A 19247-nucleotide genomic window follows, 5' to 3' on the forward strand; every position below is an offset into this window, starting at 1 on the left:
CGACCCGCGGCGGAGTCCTTCCCTCCCGATTCCGGCTACGCCCAGTACCGGTAGTCCACCCCAGGGAAGAGATTGTCCACCGACTCGATCACTGTCAGGCGCGCTTCGTCCACCCGGGTCGTGGTCAATTGCTCGTGCAACTCGATGAACCGCAGCAGGTGCTCGGTCACCCGCCGCCGGGCATAATCCGGGCTCGTTCCGGTCCGCAAAATGAATGGCCAGTCGCTCCCCTGGGCCAGCATCAGCTCCCGTGCCGCCTGGTTCAACGCACGTCGCGTCAGGGCGTCCGGCTCCCGAAACTGCCGGGAAAGCCCATGCATCCGCTCCATCGCCACATCCAGATGCGGCAGGATCCACTCGTTGGTCTCGTTCAGCCAGACCCGGAAGTAGCCCTCCTCACCCCACGTCGATTCCGCCGGCGCCGCCACCTGCTGCGTCGGATGCTCCTTCAGGTATTCGAACGGCGTCACCAACCGGAACACCTCCTGGTCGCAGGCCGCCTTGCGCACCAGCAGATCCAGAAACTCCGGCCCCTCATACCACCAGTGCCCGAACAATTCGGCGTCGTAGGGACACACCACCATCGGTGGCCGTTCCATGATCGACGCCAGATGCCCCACCTGGTCCATGCGCGACCTCAGAAAATGCCCGGCATGCCCGTCCGCCGCCCGCCATGCCTCCCCGCGGTCGTATCGTTCCTTCTCGCCCGATGCGTCCGTCGCAATCCGATGATACTTGATCCCCGTGAACCCCCGCAGGTCCGGTGACGGCAACGCCGCCCGCACATACTCGAATTCCAGGTCAAACCCGATGTCGCGGTAGAAGTCCCGGTACCGCCCATCCCCGGGATACCCGGCCTGGCGGCTCCACACCTGACGTGCGGAATCCAAGTCCCGGCCAAACCCCGCCAGCCCGTGCGGCGTGAGAACCGGCGCGAAGACCCCGTACCGCGGGCGCGGCGTGGCGTACATCAGCCCATGGGTGTCCATCGTGAACCACCGGATCCCCGCCTCCTGCAACGCCGGTTCCACCGCCGCCGCATAGGCGCATTCCGGCAGCCAGATTCCCCGCGGGTCCCGTCCGAAACACCGTCGGTAATCGTCGCGCGCCGTCAGGATCTGGCCCCGGATCGATGACGGATGCTCCCGCAGCAAGGGCAGCAACGCATGGGTGGCCGCCGTCGTGATCACCTCCACCAACCCCGCATCCTGCAACCGCCGGAACGCCCCGACGAGATCGCCCCCGCATCTCTCCCACACCCCGCGCAACTCACGAAAACGGCGCAGGTACCCCTCCGCCAGCGCGCGAAGCGCTCCATCCCAATGGGTCCGGTACGTCTCCCGCTCCGCCAGCCCGATCAGCACGTCCAGGTGACGCTCGTAGCGCGACCGCAACAGCGGATCCTGCAGCATTGCGCACAGCGTCGGACTCAGCGTCAACGTGATCCGGGCCCGGATTCCGTCCCGCAACCAGCCCTCGAACGTCTGCACCAGCGGCAAATACGTCTCCGTGATCGCCTCGTTCAGCCACGACTCCTCCAGAAACCGTTCGTGCTCCGGATGGCGCACAAACGGCAGATGAGCGTGCAGCAGTAGGGCAACGTAACCGCGCATGTCCGTTCAGCCTGCCTCCCCAACCCGCCCGAGGCGAGCCGGTTCCCCCAACCCCGTCACCCCCTCATCCCACATGCTCCGGTCCCGGCGTCCGCAAGGTGCCATCCTGGGGATGCCGCCCCACCTCGCCCCGGTACTCGCTGGCCCTCCGGAACGTCAGCGCCGCGCTCCGCGTCTCCACCTCGTCCGGCGACGTCGCCCGGATCGGCAACGCATAGTCGCCATCCGGCAGGGCGAACCGGTAGCTGAACGTCCCATCGGGCCTCAAACGGATCGTCCGCTCCCCAATCCGAACCGTCGCCCGGGGATCCGTTGCGCCGTACACAATCAGCTCGGCATTGACGTTGAACCAGAACCCCCTCCGCGACTCGGCCGCTCCGCCGAACGGACTGGCCAGGCTGGTCACGCTCGAGACCTCTCCCGCACCGAAGCTCGACACCGGCCACTCCCCCGAAGAAATCCCCCGCGCCAATTGCCGGCGCAACAGCTCGGTGATCTCCAGCGACCCGATCCAGACCCGGCGCATCTCGTCGATGCTGATCGCCTGCGCCAGCGCGCGCTCCTGCTCCACCGTCCATTCCCTCCGCGCCACCGCCTCCGCCGACGGCCATTCGATGCCAACCCGGTCCCGTACCGCAGCCAGGGCCTCCAGCAGCGGCACATGCTCCCCGGCCGCCTCCCGCACCATCGCCACCAGTGTCGCCATGGGCATGTCGAAGGGCAGCGTTTCGAAACGAACCCACGTCTCCGGCGAGATCCCATCGCCCGGGGTCAAGGTCGCCCCGGATATCGCCACCCGGGTCCACGCTTCCCGCCGCCCGTAGTACCCCAGTTCCGCGAGATACCGCGCCCCCGCCCGGGGCACATGCAGAAACCAGTTCCGTGACTCGGGATGCACTTCCTGCTCCAGCAATGGCTTCCCTTCCAATGCCTCCCCATACACCCGGAGCGTCAGGCGCCCGCTGGCCGACTTCCTGTTGTGCTCCCGCAATTGCTCGTCCGTCAGGTCCCAGTGCGCATAAATCCAATGCGGGTCCCGCGCCAGCAACAGCATTCGGCCCGTCCCATAAGCCGATGGCAGCACTCCCTGGGCCCCCGCCAACCCCTTCGCTGGCGCCGGCCCCGTCACATAGCGATCCCCCGGCCCGCCCACCGTGGGCCCGCGGTCCACATCCCCCTCCAGCAGGATGGGAGGAAGCGGAGCGGACGGAGGCGGAGCCGGGGACGCCGCCGGCACCGCCGGGCGTCCCGATGTCGCCGGCTTCGCGCCTGACGCCCCCACGCTTGCCGACGGAGCCCTGGTCGCCCCCTCGGCAGGCGCGGGAGCCTTGGTCATCCCCTTGCCCCCACCCTTCGGAGACACCGCGTCCGGCGCCTTGGGGTCGGCCTTGGGATTGGACTTGGGGTTCGACTTCGGCGCCGCCTCCCGAGCCGCCGCCGGGGCGGGAACGGCAGGTGCGGCGGCGGACTTGGAACGGCGGGTCTTGGAACCGGCTGACTTCGGCTTCTGCATGTCCTGATTTCGGTTGCGTGGGTTGTGTGGCGTGTGGCGTGTGGTACGGAACGGTCGCCCCGTCCCGTCACCGTCTTCGCCAGTTCGGCGGCGCCTCGACCCACCCTCGACACCCTGGCATCGACGGAACGGGCGGGTTGATCGGCTGGCTGGGGACGGGCCGTTGCGAGGGCTTCATAGACTCCCTTGTCCCGCCGGACCGCTCGTGGGGGTTCGCAGAGCGCCCGGATCGCTCACCACTGGCGAATCGTTAAGCCACGCCCGGCAGTTCTCCGCAAGCGCAAAGCGCGGCTTGGGCCCCGGTGCCGTGCATCCCGAAGTTGTGGGGACAGGTGCAAATTTCGCCAAGCGTCGTCTCGGAGGGCCGAGTTCCACGAGGCCGCAACGGTGGGGTGCAAGGGATTGAGGACTCGCGGAGCTCGTCCCTCCGATTCGCTGCCGCCTCAACGGAACGCCGACCAGTCCACCCCTCGCATGTCGCCGTCCCTGGCCATCTTGACGTGCATGGCGAACGCGGCGGAGAGGGTCTGGGGGGTGTGGGTGTGCCCCGCCAGGTCCACGTAGGCGCGAAGGGCGTCCCGATACTCGGGGTGCGCGCAGTTCTCGATCAACGTCTGCGCCCGTTCCGCCGGCGACTTGCACCGCAGGTCCGCCACGCCCTGTTCTGTGACGATCACGCACACCGAGTGCTCGCTGCTGTCCAGGTGGCTGACCAGTGGCACGATGGTGCTGATCTTCCCTCCCTTGGCCACCGACGGACAGGTGAAGATCGACAGGAACGCATTGCGGGCGAAGTCCGCGGAACCCCCGATCCCGTTCATCATGCTCCGGCCCAGGATGTGGGTGCTGTTGACGTTCCCGGTCAGGTCCACCTCGATCGCCGTGTTGATGGAGATGATTCCCAGCCGGCGCACCAGCTCGGGATTGTTGGTGATCTCCTGCGGCCGCAACACCAGCCGCGTCCGGAAGAACGGCCAGTCCGCGTAGATCCCCTCGAGCGTCTCCGGCGGCACGGTCAGCGAACAGCCGCTGGCAAAGGTGACCCGCTCCTTCCGCATCAGGCCGATCACCGAGTCCTGGATCACCTCGGTGTACATCTGGAAGGACGGGATCTCCGGATGCTCCGACATCGCCTGAAGCACGGCGTTGGCGGTGTCGCCAACCCCGGACTGCACGGGCAGGAACCCCTTCGGGATGACCCTGCGCCGCAGTTCCCCGGCCAGGAACTCCGCCACGTTGCGGCCGATCCGCGCCGTCACCTCGCTGGGCTCGGCGAATCCCTTCGTCTCGTCGGGCTCGTTGGTCTCCACGACGCCGACAATCTTCGCCGGGTCCACCTGGATCACCGGCTGCCCCACCCGGTCGCAAGGCTTGAACAGCGGGATGTCGCTGCGCAACGGCGGGTCGTGCGGCTCGTACACGTCGTGCAGGCCGCGCAGGAAGGGCGGATGATAACGGTTCAGCTCGACGATGATCTTCTGGGCCACCCTGGCGAAGGTCGGCGCCGCCCCGACCGAGGAGGTCAGGACAATCTCCCCATAAGGCGTCACGTCGCAGGCCTCGATCACCGCGCAGTGCACCGGCCCGAGAAAGCCGTAGCGCACGTCCTGCGGCAGCCGCGACAGGTGCATGTCGAAGAAACGCGTCTGACCGGCATTGATGCTCCGGCGCAGGTCGGGATCCGACTGGTACGGCGTGCGGAACCCGATCGCCTGGGCCTTGGCCAACGCGCCATCGAGCGACGGCCCGGTCGAGGCCCCGGTAATCACGTTGATCCGGAACGGCCGTCCGGCGTTGTGCTCGGCCAGCGCCCGCGCGGCCACGGCCCGCGGCACCGCCTTCGGCGCGCCGGCCGGGGTGAACCCGCTGAACGCCACGGTCTGCTCGTCGTTGATGTGCTCCGCCGCCTCCTCGGCGGTGAGCCGGGTCAGTTCCTTTGCATTCATGAATGGCCCTCCTGATTCTCGATGTCCCGCACCTGCCGCACCTCGTGGGCGGCCCACTCGCGCACGGTCCCGTCGGGAGCGCGCACCCGCAGGCGCCCCTCGCCGTCCACGCCCAGAAATGTCCCTTCCGTCCGCCCGGCATCGGACTCCACCACCAGGGCCGATCCGGCATCCCACCACCGGTTGATCCGCGGCACCAGGGCCGGGAACCCCTCGCGATGCATCCCTTCAACCACGCCGCGCAGCCCTGCGAGCAACCGCCGCGCCACCGCCTCCACCGGGGGGGCCGGGGTCAGCAGGTCGGCCAGGCGCACCGTGGTCCCGGCCAGTTCCGGGTTCTCCGCCTCGGGCTGGTTCGCCACATTGATCCCCACTCCAATCACCGCGCGGTCCTCGCGGAACCGGTCCACCAGGAGCCCGGCCAGCTTCCGCCGCCCGGTGAGCACGTCGTTCGGCCAACGCAATCGCAGTCCCTTCACGCCATGGTCCTCAAGGGTCTCGCAGACGGCCAGCCCCGCCGCCAGGGGCAGGGCCGACCAACCGCGGTCGAGCGCCCCGATCGGCACCACCGCCGAGATCCACAATCCCCCCGCACCCGACTGCCAGCTCCGCTGGTGCCGTCCGCGGCCGGCCCGCTGCCGGTCCGCCCGCACCGCTTCCCACACGTCGCAGGCAGCGGCCACGTCGTTGGTCGAGTCCACCTCGTCGAGGTGCTGCACCCGCCATCCGTCGATCGCCTCCACCCGCGGCAGCGACGTCCGCCCGCATGGGCCGACCCCGCTCCTGGCAACCGGAAGGGCTGGTGGCGGGCGGTCGGTCGTGCTCATCCGGCGATGCAGGTCAGGCTTCGGATCGACATCGTGAGGTCATCGGGAAGCTATTCCAGTCGGACCAGGGCCTGACCTTCCTCGACGGCGGAACCCACGCTCACCTTGACCTCCTTCACCTGCCCCGCCCGCGGGGCCATGACGAAGGTGTTCATCTTCATCGCCTCGAGGGTGAGCAGATGGTCGCCCTCCTTGACCGCCTGGCCCGCCTCGACGTTGATGGCCGTCACCCGGCCCGCCAGCGGGCTTGGCACGTCGCCCGGGCCGGACGGCACGGCGGAGGCCAGTGGGGCGGCGGGGGTGGCCACCGCGACGGACGCCGGCGCCACCGGCGCGGCCATCAACGGAGGCGGCCCGCCCGGACCTCCCGGCAGCCCGGCCTCGTCTTCCATCTCGACCGTCACCTCATACGGCCGTCCATCCACCGTCACGCGGAGTTTCTTGATCATGGGGAGCTGTCGTTAACGAACCTTGTGGGAGGAGTAGTGCTGGAACCGGCCCTCGATCGCCCAGGCATTCACCCACATCACCGCGGGCGCCACTTTCTGCACGCCCAGCACCCGGTGGGGACGCCCCAGAACCACCGCGACGGCGGCCGCCACCAGGGCGAGGGTCTCGGCATCCACCGGTGCCGGTCGCAGGGCCTCGATGGCCCGTTCATGCGCCGCGCAGGCCGCGGTCACCTCCGCCGCCGCCTGCCGAAGCGCCGCCTGGACCGCCGCGCTGTCCTCGATCCGGTCCAGACGCGGCAGCACGCGCTGGATCAGGACCAGTGCCTTGCCGAGATGCAATTCGCCCTCGGTCACGACGTCGGCGACGGGCGCCGGCGGGGTGGGGGCGGAGGTTGCGGGAGTGCTCATGGGCGATGATTCCGCAGGGGTTCCAGGTCAACACCGGGCCGCCATCACAGGGGAATGGAGCCGTGCTTCTTCGGCGGGCGGGTCTCCCGCTTGGTCAGGGTGTTCCGCAGCGCCATGGCCACCGTGGCCCGGGTCTCGGACGGTTCGATGATATCGGTGATCATCGCCTTCTGGGCCGCCTCATAGGGCGAACAGAAGCGGCGCCGGTATTCCTCGACCAGCTCGGCCTCCTTGGCCTTCGGATCCGCCGCGGCGGCGATCTCGCGCTTGTACAGGATCTTGACCGCCCCTTCCGCGCCCATCACCGCGATCTCCGCGGTGGGCCACGCATAAACGACGTCCGCTCCCATGTCTCCGCTGCACATCGCGAGGTAGGCGCCGCCATAGGCCTTGCGCAGAATCACGGTGATCTTCGGCACCGTGGCCGCCGCGTAGGCGAACAGCATCTTCGCGCCGTGCCGGATGATCCCGCCCCGTTCCTGCTGCACGCCGGGCAGGAAACCCGGCACGTCCACCAGGGTCACCAGGGGAATATTGAAGACATTGCAGAACCGGATGAACCGGGCCGATTTGTCCGAGGCGTCGATGTCGAGGGTTCCCGCCTTGACCGCCGGCTGGTTGGCGATGATCCCCACCACCACCCCCTGGATGCGGGCGAACCCGACCACAATGTTGCGTGCCCAGTCCCGCTGCACTTCCAGGAAGTCGCCGTGATCCACCAACCGCGCGATCACCTTGAGAATGTCCAGCGGGTCCTTCGAGGTCGCCGGCAGCAGGTCGTTCATTCCCGGGTCCGGCTGCAGATCGACCGGCTGGGTCGGCTGATGCGGCGGGTCCATGACGTTGTTCGAGGGAAGGTACGACAACAGCCGGTGGGCGATCTGCACGGCGTGGGTGTCGTTCTCCGCCACGAAATGGATGTTCCCGCTGACCGTTGCGTGGGCCACCGCGCTCCCGATGTCGTCCATGGTGCACTTCTGCCCCGTCGCCGCCTGGATCACCTCGGGTCCGCAGATGAACATGTTCGAGGTGCCCTTCACCATGATGATGAAGTCCATCAGCGCCGGCGAATACGCCGCCCCTCCCGCGCACGGTCCCGAGATGATCGCAATCTGGGGCACCACGCCCGACACCAGCACGTTCCGGAAGAACACCTGCCCGTACCCGGACAACGAATCGTCCCCCTCCTGGATCCGCGCCCCGCCGGAGTCGTTGAAGCCCACGATCGGGCACCCGACCTTCAGCGCGTATTCCATCAGGTCGCAGATCTTCTTGGCATGGATCCGGCCCAGCGAACCGCCCGCAACCGTGAAGTCCTGGCTGAACGCCGCCACCACCCTCCCGTCCGTCAACCCCACCCCGGTCACCACCGCATCCGCCGCCAGCGACTTCTTCTCCATTCCGAAATGATGGCAGTCATGCTCGGCATGCAGACCCCATTCCTGAAAGGTCCCCGGCTGGTACAGGGCGCCAATCCGGTCCCGCGCGGTCATCACTCCCTTCTGCCGGCGGGCCTCGAGCTTGTCCTGGCCGCCTCCGGCCTGGGCAACACCACGTCGCTGGTTGAGTTCGTCGAGCAGGGCTTGGGCGATGGGCATAGGGTCAGTCGGGTTGATGTCGGAAGAAAGCGTTCGCGTGGTTTCCCTCAGGGTTTGGGCATGCAGAATTCGGTGAGCACGCCGAAGGTCGATTTCGGATGGAGAAAGGCCACCTGCTTGCCCCCCGCGCCGTCCACAGGGACCTCGTGCACCAACCGCACCCCGGCGTCCCGCGCCTGCTGCAACTGCGCCTCGATCCCGTCCGTCGCGAAGGCGATGTGATGGATGCCACCGGACGGATTCTTCTCGAGGTACTTCGCAATCGGACTTTCCGGATCGGTCGGCTCGAGCAACTCCAGATGCACCTCGCCGCAGGGAAAAAAGGCGGTCCGCACCTTCTGGGAGGGCACCTCCTCGACATGCTCGCACTTCAATCCAAGTGCCTTCTCGTAGTACGGGATGGCCTCGGCCAGGGATTTCACCGCGATTCCAAGATGATCGATTCGCTGAAGCATGGGGGTCCGTTCAAGGTTGGCGGCCGGTCCCGGAGAACGTCCCCCCAGGTTCGCCCGCAGGTGTCTGCTGAAAAATCTCCAGAAGCCGCGCCGCCGCCTCGGCCACGCCGATCTCCCCCGCCGCCAGGGCACGCTCGATGTCCGGCCGCCTCGAACGGACCTCCGGATGCCGCCGGAACCGCGTGACCAACGCATCACTCAAGGTCTCCTCCAGCCACTGCATCGATTGCTCCCGGCGCCTCGCGGCAATCCCGCCGTTCCCCTCGAACACCCCGTAAAACTGTTCCACCATCGCCCAGAATTCCGGGATCCCCTCCCCCGTCCGCCCCGAACACAACCCCACCTCCGGCGCCCAGCCCGCCGTCGCCGGCGCCAGGTGATGGAGCGCCATGGCCTGCTCGGATCGGGCCGATTCCGCCCGCGCCCGGTTCTCCCCGTCCGCCTTGTTGATCAACACCGCGTCCGCCATCTCCATGATCCCCCGCTTGATGCCCTGCAAATCGTCGCCCGCCCCCGGCAGCAACAGCAGCAGAAAGAAATCCACCATCGACCGCAGCGTCACCTCGCTCTGTCCCACCCCGACGGTCTCGACCAGCACCGCCTCGAACCCGGCCGCCTCGCACAGCAGCAACGTCTCCCGCGTCCGCCGTGCCACCCCGCCCAGCGTTCCCCCCGCCGGCGACGGCCGGATGAACGCATTCGGTTCCCCGCTCAGCCGTTCCATCCGCGTCCTGTCCCCGAGAATGCTCCCCCGGGACAACGTGCTGGTCGGGTCGATCGCCAGCACCGCCACCTTCAACCCGCGCCCGCACAGATGCAGTCCCAAGGCTTCGATGAAGGTGCTCTTGCCCACCCCGGGCACTCCGGTGATCCCCACCCGACGCGACCGCCCGGTGGCCGGCAACAACTGTTCCAGCACGTCCCGCGCCATTCCCTGGTGCCGCGCACTGGTGCTCTCGATCAAGGTGATCGCCCGCGCCAGCACCGCCCGGTCCCCCCGCCGCACGCCCGCCACATAGTCGTCCACTCCCATCCCCATCGATGCCTTCGCCCCATGCGCTCGCATGGCCCCATTCCACACCGAACCCAGGGTGGCGAGCCAGTCCGGGAGCCCCATCATGGCCGGCGCCGTCATGCGCCCGCACCTCCCAGGCGCCGTTCCAGTTCCTCGAGCATCTCCCGGGCCGCCTGCGGAATCCGCGTGCCCGGACCAAACACCGCCGCCGCCCCGTGCTCCTTCAGGAAGCCATAGTCCTGCGGCGGGATCACCCCGCCCACAATGACCATGATGTCGTCCCTCCCCACCTTCCCCAGTTCCTCGCGCAACTGCGTCAGCAACGTCTTGTGCCCCCCCGCCAGCGAACTGATCCCCACCATGTGCACGTCGTTCTCCACCGCCATCTTCGCGGCTTCCTCCGGCGACTGGAACAACGGCCCGATATCGACATCGAACCCCAGATCCGCATACGCCGTCGCCACCACCTTGGCGCCCCGGTCGTGCCCGTCCTGTCCCATCTTCGCAATCAGGATCCGCGGACGCCGGCCGTGCCGCTCGGCAAACCCGTCGGTCAACGTGCGCACCGACCGGATGTCGTCGGTGGCCCCGAACTCGGACTGATACACGCCGCTCACGGTGCGATGAACCGCCTGGTGGCGGCCGAAATGGGTTTCCAACGCCGACGAAATCTCGCCCAGACTCGCCCGGGCCCGCGCCGCCTCGATGGCCAGTTCCAGCAGGTTCCCGCCCCCGTCCGCCGCCGCCCGCTCCAACGCCTCCAGCGCCGTTCGGACCCGGGCCGCGTCCCGGTTCGACCGCAACTGCTGCAACCGCTGGATCTGCGACTGGCGCACGGTGGTGTTGTCCACCTCCAGCACCGGCAGCGCCTCCTGCTTGTCCAGGCGATGACGGTTCACCCCGATGATCGCCTCCTGGCCCGAATCGATCCGCGCCTGCCGCCGCGCGGCCGCCTCCTCGATGCGCAGCTTGGGCAACCCCGTCTCGATCGCCTTCGCCATCCCGCCCAGCGCCTCCACCTCCCGGATGTGGCCCCACGCCCGCCGCATCAGTTCGTGCGTCAAGGCCTCCACAAAAAACGATCCCGCCCACGGATCGATCACCCGCGTGATCCCCGTCTCCTCCTGCAGGAAAAGCTGCGTGTTCCGGGCAATCCGCGCCGAGAAATCCGTCGGCAGGGCGATGGCCTCGTCCAGCGAGTTGGTGTGCAGCGATTGCGTGTGCCCCAGGGCCGCCGCCATGGCCTCGATGCAGGTCCGCGCCACGTTGTTGTACGGATCCTGTTCGGTCAGCGACCAGCCCGAGGTCTGCGAATGCGTCCGCAAGGCCATCGACTTGGCGTTCTTCGGCTCGAATCCCCGGATCAGCTTCGCCCACAACGCCCGTGCCGCCCGCATCTTCGCCACCTCCATGAAGTAGTGCTTCCCCTGCGCCCAGAAAAACGAGAGCCGCGGCGCAAAGGCGTCGATGTCGATCCCCGCCTTCAACCCCGCCCGCACATACTCCAACCCGTCCGCCAGCGTGTACGCCATCTCCAGATCCGCCGGCGCCCCGGCCTCCTGCATGTGATACCCCGAGATCGAGATCGAGTTGAACCGCGGCATGTTCCGCGAGGCGAACGCGAAAATGTCGGCGACAATCCGCATCGAGGAGGCGGGCGGATAGATGTAGGTGTTCCGCACCATGTACTCCTTCAGGATGTCGTTCTGGATCGTCCCCGAAAGCTGATCCATCCGCACCCCCTGCTCCTCCGCCGCCACCACGTAGAACGCCATCACCGGCAGCACCGCCCCGTTCATCGTCATCGACACCGAGATGCGGTCCAGCGGGATCCCGTCGAACAGCAGCTTCATGTCGAGGATCGAGTCCACCGCCACCCCCGCCTTCCCCACGTCCGCAAACGCCCGCGGATGATCCGAGTCGTACCCCCGGTGCGTCGGCAGATCGAAGGCCACCGACAACCCCTGCTGCCCGGCCGCAATGTTCCTCCGGTAAAACGCGTTCGATTCCTCCGCCGTCGAGAACCCAGCGTACTGCCGCACCGTCCACGGTCGCGATACGTACATCGACCCGTACGGGCCCCGCACATAGGGCGGCACTCCCGGCATTCCCCCAAGGTGTTCGCACTCCTCCAGGTCCCCGGCCCCGTACAGCGGCCGCACATCGATCCCCTCCAGCGTCCGCTCCACCCACTCCTCCACGGTCTTCCCGGTCTCGCGCCGCACCGCCTCGGCCCAGTCGGCCCATGTGGCCGATCCCGCCGTCGCCTCGTAGTCCACCCGGGTGAAATCAGGAAACGATTGCATCGCGTGTTTCTCCTTCTGCCGCGCTTCGCCGGTCCTCGATCCGCTCCCTGCCATGCCTCACGGTGCCACCCCCAGTCGCGCCGCCAGCCGCTTCAACACCTCGAGGGCGTCGGCCCGCAAATGGATGAAATCCTCCACCCCGGCCGCCTTCAACGCCTCCACCTGCTCCGACGGATGCCCGGCCAGCAGCACCGGCACCCCCGGCCGCCGTGCCCGCCACACCGCCATGAATGCCGGCACCCACTCGGGATACGTCTCGTCGGTCGAACACAGGCACACCGCCTCCACCCCCGCCGCATCCCCCGCCGCCGCCGCCTCTTCCGCCGTCCGGAATCCCGCCGGCGAAATCACCTTGAACCCTCCCGCCTCCAGAAATCCCCGCGCGAAATCCGCCCGCGCCTTGTGCTGCTTCAACGGCCCGAAGTTCGCCAGAAACACCGCCGGCCGACGTCCCTCGCCCTCCGCCGCCCGGACCTCGACCGCCCGCCGCACCCGCTCGAATCCCTCGGCCAGCCGGACGAGACACACCGGCGTGATCGGAGTCTCCAGCTGGTCCTCGATCCGCACCGCACGCGTCACTTCGCCCAGCGTCGCCCCCGCCTCCACCGCCTCGCTGCAGGCCTGGAACAGCGCCGCCTCCGATTGCCCCAGCACCCCGGCCAGCCGGTCCAGCACCATCTGGTGCTGCCCCTCCGCCGCCGTCCGCACGTCCGTCACCTCCCGCACCCGGCGCCGATGAAACGTCGCCCGGTCCGTCTCCACGGCGCCCAAGGCCTTCTCCCCGACCTGCGCATAGACGTTGGTGCCCACCACGCTTTCCCGTCGCCGCGCCACCGCCTGCAACCGACCCTGCGCCACCCGTGCCACCTCGAGCTGCGGCCACCCGGAGCGCATGGCCTCGGCCATCCCGCCCCGCTTCTCCACCTCCTGGAACAGTTCCCAGGCCCGTCGCGCCAGCGCATCGGTCAGCCACTCGACGTACCACGAGCCCCCCGCCGGATCGATCACCCGCGTCAGGTGACATTCCTCCCGCAACACCAACTGCTGGTTCCGTGCCACCCGCTGCGAAAACTCGTCCGGTGACCGGATCACTTCGTCGAACCCGCCCACCTGCATGCTGTCGCACCCGCCCAGAACCCCGGCAAACGCCTCGACCGTCGTCCTCAGCAGGTTCACGTACGGATCAAACGCCGTCTTGTTGAAGTGCGCCGTCCGCACATGCAGCGTCGCCCGCTGCGCCTCCATCCCTCCCCCCAGCACCGATACCAGCCGCGCCCACAGGAGCCGCGCCGCCCGCAGCTTGGCAATCTCCACGAAATACCGGCTCCCCACCGTGAACGCAAAACGCAGCCGCGGCGCCACCACGTCGATCCCCAACCCCGCCCCCGCCATCGCCCGCGCATACTCCAGCGCCGTGGCAAGCGCGAACGCCAGTTCCTGCACCGCGTGCCCCCCCGCCTCATGCCACGCCCGGCTGTGCACGCAGATCGTCTGCAACCGCGGCGCATGCGCCGCACCCCACGCCGTCAACGACGCCATCTCCCGGTACGCCCCCGACAACGACTGCGCCAGCCGCCCCTCGTGCGCCAGCACCCCCAGCGGATCCACCTCCACACAGCCCCGCAGACACCGCACATCGTCCCCGCGCCGCCGCGCCAGCGCCACCAGCAACGCCGCCACCGGCATCCCCGACGCCCCGGACCGGATGAACAGCGGCGTGGACTCCAGATCGATCCCCTCCAGCGCCCGGTCGAGATCGTCCAGCGAGGCCAGCGACAGGCCGCCCGCCCCCACGTCCGATGCCTCCGCCCAGTCCGGGTCCGCCCCGTTCCGCGTCGCCCGGTCGAGCACCATGTTCAGCGCCGTCAGTCCCCGCCCCAGCCCCGCCCGCGCCGCATCGTTGAATTCAGCCGGACTCGACGCCGCAATCTCCTGCGACACCTCCCAGGGCTGGTCCAGATACCCCGCAGCCCGCGTGCCGCGCACGTACGGCGCAAACCCCGGCAGCGACCCCGCATGCGCCACCCCCTCCGCATCCTCTGCCCGGTAAATCGGCCGCAACGCAATCCCTTCCACCAGCTCCGTCACCATGCGCCGCTCGAACGGCGCCCCCTTGAGCTCCGCCTCCACCAACGCCTTCCACGTGTCGTACCCGGCCGGTGGGAATTCGGACAACAGGGCCCCGGCAGACGGATTGGCAGGCGTCGTGTCGCTCATGGATGGGATTCGCTTCAATTCGCCCGGCACCCGCTCTCAGCCTTCCAGGGTCTCCACCGTCACCTGGTGTCGCGTGCCGTTCAATGTCAGGACCAGGTTGCGTCCACGCCCGCCGGACGCTGGAGCCCCCGCCGGCGATGCGGCCGCCGGGGCCCGAGTGGCCGCCGGGGCCGGAGTGGCCGCCGAAGCCGCGGGCGCCGATGGAGCGGCCTTGGAGGCATCCGCGCCGGCAGGCTTGGCCGGGGGTTGCTTGATCAGCGCCTCGACCTGCTGCGGGAACATCGCGAACAACACCACCGTCTCGTCGTCGGTCGGCAATCCCTTCGCCCCGCACTGGCTCCGGTACTTCTCCAGCCCCGGCTCCAACAGGTCCGCCGGACGCCCGTCGATCGGCCGCTTGCCGGTCTGCCGCTCCACCTGCGCCAGCACGTCCGGGGCGATCGGGCCCGGCGTCCGGCCGTACTTGCCCAACGCGATGTCCTGGGCCGGCTGGCAGATCATCTTCCAGCGCCCGAACTTCACGTTCATCATCGCCTGCGTCCCGACGATCTGGGAGGTCGGCGTCACCAGCGGCACCCAGCCCAGCGCCTCGCGCACCACCGGGATCTCCCGCACCACGTCGTCGAACTGCTCCGCCATCCCCTGCTCCTTGAGCTGGTTCCGGAAGTTCGAAAGCATCCCGCCCGGCACCTGGTAGATCAGAATGTCCGAGTCCACCCGCTCGTTGGCCGGACTCGTGAACTGCCCCAACTCCCGGTACACCCCCTCGAAGTAGCCCCGCAGTTCCGTCAGCTTGGCACCATCGAACGACGGACACCGCGGATGCCCGTCGAGCAACGCCAGCATCCGCTGCGTGTCCGGCTGCGAGGTTCCGTTGGCAAATGGCACGATCGATACCTCGACCGCATCCACCCCCGCCTCGATGGCCGCCAGGTAACTCGCCGCCCCCAACCCCGCCGTGTCGTGGGTGTGCACCGTCAGCGGAATCCCCACCTTGCGCTTCAATTCGCTCACCATCCGGTAGGTCACCTGCGGCTGAAGTATCCCCGACATGTCCTTGATGGCGATCGAATCGCAGCCCATCGACTCGAGTTCGACCCCCATCTTCACAAAGTTCTCCACCGTGTGCACCGGGCTGATCGTGTAGCACAACTCCCCCCGCGCATGCTTGCCGCACCGCTTCACCGCCCGGATCGCCGTCTGAAGGTTCCGCACGTCATTCAACGCGTCGAAGATCCGGAAGATGTCCATCCCCGCATCGGCCGTGCACTTCACAAACGCCTCCACCACGTCGTCGGGAAAACTCGCGTACTGCACGATGTTCTGCCCCCGCAACAGCATCAGATGCGGCGTCTTCGGCGCCGCCTTCTTCACCGCCCGCAGCCGTTCAAACGGGTTCTCCCCGAGAAACCGCAGACACGAGTCGATCGTCGCCCCTCCCCAGGTCTCCAGCCCGTGGAATCCCATCCCGTCCAGTATTGGAGCCGGTGGCAGCATCTGGGCGGTCGTCATCCGCGTCGCCGCCATCGACTGGTGTCCATCCCGCAGCACCGTGTTGTTGAAGAGTACCGGTTGGGCGCTCACATCAAGTCCTTCTCTCTTTCGCGTTCCACCTGCGCCGGGTCGTTCCCCCCGGCCCCGGCCACCTTGGCCCCCCCACCCCCAGCCCGCTTCGCCTCCCTTGGCGAGACCTGACCACCTTTTGTCATCAACAGACCGAATGACGCCGATCATCCCTCGTGCAACCGGCTGATAGCAAGCCATTCACACCTGCCCAACCCGATTCCGGCCCCGGCCCCCGGCCTCCGGCAGAATGAAAGCATCGCTAATTCACAAACATCGTAGAAACCACAGAAACTAATCACCCACATGGACCCGGCTCACACCTCCGAGTACCCCGCCGGTCGCAGCAGCTGGTTGCTGATGTCCGTCACAATCTCCGGATCCGTGAAGCCCGACGTGCTGCTCAGGGTCTTCCATTCCGGATCCCCCGCAAACGTCCGCCACGCCCGGTCCCGCGCCGCCAGATCGTCGAACACCAGCAGGTACGTCAGGTTCGGCAACCGCCCCCCGATCAGTGCCTCACCGAAAAACACCGGCGTCAGTCCGGTCCGCCGGAACAACGCGGTCTCCCCGATGTCGAACATCTCGATCTTCTTCAGGTTCGCCCGCTTGCTGTGGCTCTCGTACACCCGCAACTCGAAAATCCTGCCCCTCCCTTCCCGCTTCTGCACCGGCACCTCCAACCGCGGCACACTGGCAATCGATCCCAGCAGGCTGCTCTCCACCCGCTGATAGACCGGATCGCTCGCCGGAGCGCCGCCCGCCTCCGCCGCCGCCGCCCGATACTCCCCATCCTCCCGCAACCGCGCCCCGACCGACGCATACACCTCCATCGACGCATACGGAATCAGGACGTACACACTCGGACTGCCCGGCCCGACCATCACATGGAACACCCCGATCGGTCCGATGCCCAAACGCTTCATCGCCGGCAGCCACGCCTTCTCCAGGTAGTTCTCGAACACCGCCTGGCGCGGACCCCTCCGCAGATGGTAGCGCCGCAACTCGTAATACTCCCGCGCCGCCGGGGCCGCCGGGGCCGCCGCACCGTTTGCAGCCGGGTTGGCAGCCGGACCCGCCGCCGCCAGGGCCGTCGTCACCGCCGCCGTGGCGGCCGTCGAGGAAAGAAAATCACGTCGGTTCATGGGATCGTCTTCGGTTCGTGTCAGCCCCTGTCCCATGCGCCGTTCCCACCCAAAGTTCAATCCCAGGCTTCCACATAACCCGGGGGCCCAACGGGATTGGCCCGCCCTCCCGGCCCCGGCCCGGGAAGGCGGGCCCACCGGGCCCCTCGCGGGTCCCCACCCGGTGACGCCCTCCTTGGCGTCGCCCGGATAACGCGACGAACCGCCGAAATCTTTCAAAGAATCTGAATCGATTTCGATTTCGACACCGACCTTGCTGCATGGCTACGGCTGGCGCTCCACGCCCGCTGCCACGCCCGCTTCCCCCTCGCGCCCCCCCGGCACCAATTCCATCGGCCGGTCGTGATCCAGCCATTCCTCCCCCACCCCAAACAACTCCTCCTCGGTCCGAACCCTCCGCATCGACTCCAGAAACCGCCCGCTCGGCTCGACCCCCTCCCCCAGGAAATTCAGATACTTCTTCAGCTTCTGGACCTGCTTCGCCGCGTCCAGTCCCGCCGGCGCCGTCGTTTCCCACAGATCCCGCACGTACGCCAGGACCTCGCGCCCCGTCGGCACCCGAACCCTTTGTCCGCGCCACCGCGCCCGGATCTGGTCGAACAACCACGGGTTCCGAATCGCCCCCCGCCCGATCATCAATCCCCGCGCCCCCGACTCCCGCAGCATCCGCTCCGCACGCTCCGGCGAATCCACTCCGCCGTTCGCCAGCACCGGACAGCCAAGCTCCCGCGCCGCCCGCGCAATCCCATCCACATGCACCTGCGGACGATACATCTCCTTCACCGTCCTCCCATGGACGGTCACCAGATCGGGACGATGCCGCGCAAAGATCGGCAGCAGGGTCTCGATCGTCCGCGGATCGTCGAAACCCAGCCGGGTCTTGACCGTGAACTTCACCTCCGTCACCGCCTCCCGCAACGCTCCCAGCACGGCATCCACCCGCTCCGGAAACCGCAGCAACCCTCCCCCCGCGCACTTCCGATACACCACCGGCGCCGGACACCCCAGGTTGAGATCGATGCCCGCCACCGGGTACCGCTGCAACTCCCGCGCCGCCCGCGCCAGCGCCTCCACATCGTTCCCCATCAACTGCGCCACCACCGGGCGCCCCGTCGGATTCTCCGTCACCGACCGCAGGATCGTCCGGTCCAGCCGCGCCGTCGCATGCACCCGGAAATACTCCGTGAAATACACATCCGCCCCTCCCCGCGCCGCCATGATCCGCCAGAACGGCAGATCCGTGATGTCCTGCATCGGCGCCAGCGCCAACACCGGCTCCCGTCCCGCCAGCAACGCCTCCATCTCTGCCAACCCTTCCTTCATCGAGCCCCCTCCCCTACCACGTCCGCCCACCCCTCCGCGACCTGAATCCTCCGGAACCCATCCGCATTGACACAACCGCACCCCACCCATGATCGTTCAAATCCAATGATGGAAGTCGTGGAACGGGTGGATCGACTCGAACGCGTCTTCGCCTCCTTCATGGAGCGAACCGAAGAGGCGCTGGCCGATATTCGTGCCAGCACCGCTGAAATTCGCGCCAGCAACCTCCGCACCGACGCCATCCTCCTCGAAATGCAGCGTCAGGCAGAGAAGGATCGCCAGCAGGCGGACAGGGATCGCCAGCAGGCAGACAAGGATCGTCAGCAGGCGGACAGGGACCGTCAGCAGGCGGACAGGGACCGTCAGCAGGCGGACAGGGACCGTCAGCAGGCGGAAAAAGACCGAAGGGACTTCAACAAACGCCTGGCCGAGGCTTCCGACAGCATGGGCACCCTCGTCGAGGACATGGTGGCCCCCAACGCCCGCCGCATCGCCTCGGAAATCTTCCCCGACGACCCCGTGATCCGCGTCGCCCAGCGCTTCCGCCAAACCCACCCCGCAGACCGCGGGCGCTCCATCGAAATCGATCTCCTCGCCGCCGGCCAACGGCACCTGATGATCGTCGAGGCCAAGCGTCGCCTCGGCGCCGACAAGGTCCGGGAATTCCTCGACGCGGTGCGTCTTATCCCCGAGTTCCTTCCGGAATACGCCCACCACCAGCTCATCCCCGTGGTGGCCAGCGTCTCGATCGATCCGTCCATCATCCCCTTCCTCAATCGAAGCCGCGTGTACGGTGTCGCCATGGGCGACGACACCATGCAACTTGTCAATCCCGGTCTGGCGGATTCCGCCCCACGCTGATCCCC

At 67.9% G+C, this 19247-nt stretch carries 15 protein-coding genes; 1 reads left to right on the plus strand and 14 read right to left on the minus strand.

Annotation, left to right across the window (positions count from 1 at the left end; all coding sequences use genetic code 11):
• Positions 1–35 precede the first annotated feature (35 nt).
• The 14 genes from KF833_10360 to KF833_10425 all read right to left on the minus strand — a co-directional run bounded on the left by KF833_10360 (position 36) and on the right by KF833_10425 (position 18312).
• Positions 36–1613, minus strand: a complete 1578-nt coding sequence (locus KF833_10360; protein ID MBX3745699.1) for a DUF1957 domain-containing protein — start codon at positions 1611–1613, stop codon at positions 36–38.
• A 64-nt stretch (positions 1614–1677) separates the two neighbouring features.
• Positions 1678–3126 (minus strand): DUF4912 domain-containing protein, encoded by a 1449-nt coding sequence (locus KF833_10365; GenBank protein ID MBX3745700.1) that lies wholly within the window; start codon positions 3124–3126, stop codon positions 1678–1680.
• Positions 3127–3569: 443 nt separating this feature from the next.
• Complete coding sequence (locus KF833_10370; protein ID MBX3745701.1) at positions 3570–5072, minus strand: succinate CoA transferase; 1503 nt, start codon at positions 5070–5072, stop codon at positions 3570–3572.
• Positions 5069–5899, minus strand: a complete 831-nt coding sequence (locus KF833_10375) for a biotin--[acetyl-CoA-carboxylase] ligase (GenBank protein ID MBX3745702.1) — start codon at positions 5897–5899, stop codon at positions 5069–5071. Before KF833_10375 ends, KF833_10370 begins: the two co-directional genes overlap by 4 nt.
• Positions 5900–5949: 50 nt before the next feature.
• Entirely contained in the window at positions 5950–6348 is a 399-nt protein-coding gene (locus KF833_10380; protein MBX3745703.1) for a biotin/lipoyl-binding protein, read from the minus strand.
• Between the two features lie 12 nt (positions 6349–6360).
• Positions 6361–6759, minus strand: coding sequence for a hypothetical protein (locus tag KF833_10385; protein ID MBX3745704.1), 399 nt, complete (start codon positions 6757–6759; stop codon positions 6361–6363).
• 44 nt (positions 6760–6803) lie between these two features.
• Complete coding sequence (locus KF833_10390) at positions 6804–8357, minus strand: acyl-CoA carboxylase subunit beta (protein ID MBX3745705.1); 1554 nt, start codon at positions 8355–8357, stop codon at positions 6804–6806.
• 47 nt (positions 8358–8404) lie between these two features.
• A complete protein-coding gene (gene mce, locus KF833_10395; protein ID MBX3745706.1) occupies positions 8405–8812 on the minus strand; it encodes a methylmalonyl-CoA epimerase in 408 nt (135 codons plus the stop codon).
• 10 nt (positions 8813–8822) lie between these two features.
• The gene (gene meaB, locus KF833_10400; protein ID MBX3745707.1) at positions 8823–9878 is read right to left on the minus strand and encodes a methylmalonyl Co-A mutase-associated GTPase MeaB; all 1056 of its coding nucleotides are present in this window, start codon (positions 9876–9878) and stop codon (positions 8823–8825) included.
• A 65-nt stretch (positions 9879–9943) separates the two neighbouring features.
• On the minus strand, positions 9944–12133 hold the full coding sequence (scpA, locus tag KF833_10405; protein ID MBX3745708.1) for a methylmalonyl-CoA mutase: 2190 nt from the start codon (positions 12131–12133) through the stop codon (positions 9944–9946).
• A 57-nt stretch (positions 12134–12190) separates the two neighbouring features.
• Positions 12191–14350 (minus strand): acyl-CoA mutase large subunit family protein, encoded by a 2160-nt coding sequence (locus KF833_10410; GenBank protein MBX3745709.1) that lies wholly within the window; start codon positions 14348–14350, stop codon positions 12191–12193.
• A 36-nt stretch (positions 14351–14386) separates the two neighbouring features.
• Positions 14387–15934, minus strand: a complete 1548-nt coding sequence (locus KF833_10415) for a pyruvate carboxylase subunit B (protein MBX3745710.1) — start codon at positions 15932–15934, stop codon at positions 14387–14389.
• Positions 15935–16230: 296 nt separating this feature from the next.
• Positions 16231–17058: an NIPSNAP family protein gene (locus KF833_10420; GenBank protein MBX3745711.1), complete on the minus strand. Its 828-nt coding sequence runs from the start codon at positions 17056–17058 to the stop codon at positions 16231–16233.
• 264 nt (positions 17059–17322) lie between these two features.
• Positions 17323–18312 carry a tRNA-dihydrouridine synthase family protein gene (locus KF833_10425; protein ID MBX3745712.1) on the minus strand — a complete coding sequence of 330 codons (990 nt, stop codon included), beginning with the start codon at positions 18310–18312 and terminating at the stop codon, positions 17323–17325.
• A gap of 174 nt (positions 18313–18486) precedes the next feature.
• Between KF833_10425 and KF833_10430 the strand changes: the two genes are divergently transcribed.
• Positions 18487–19242 (plus strand): hypothetical protein, encoded by a 756-nt coding sequence (locus KF833_10430; GenBank protein ID MBX3745713.1) that lies wholly within the window; start codon positions 18487–18489, stop codon positions 19240–19242.
• Positions 19243–19247: the final 5 nt, after the last annotated feature.

The organism is Verrucomicrobiia bacterium, assembly GCA_019634625.1.
GTDB lineage: Bacteria > Verrucomicrobiota > Verrucomicrobiia > Limisphaerales > CAIMTB01 > CAIMTB01.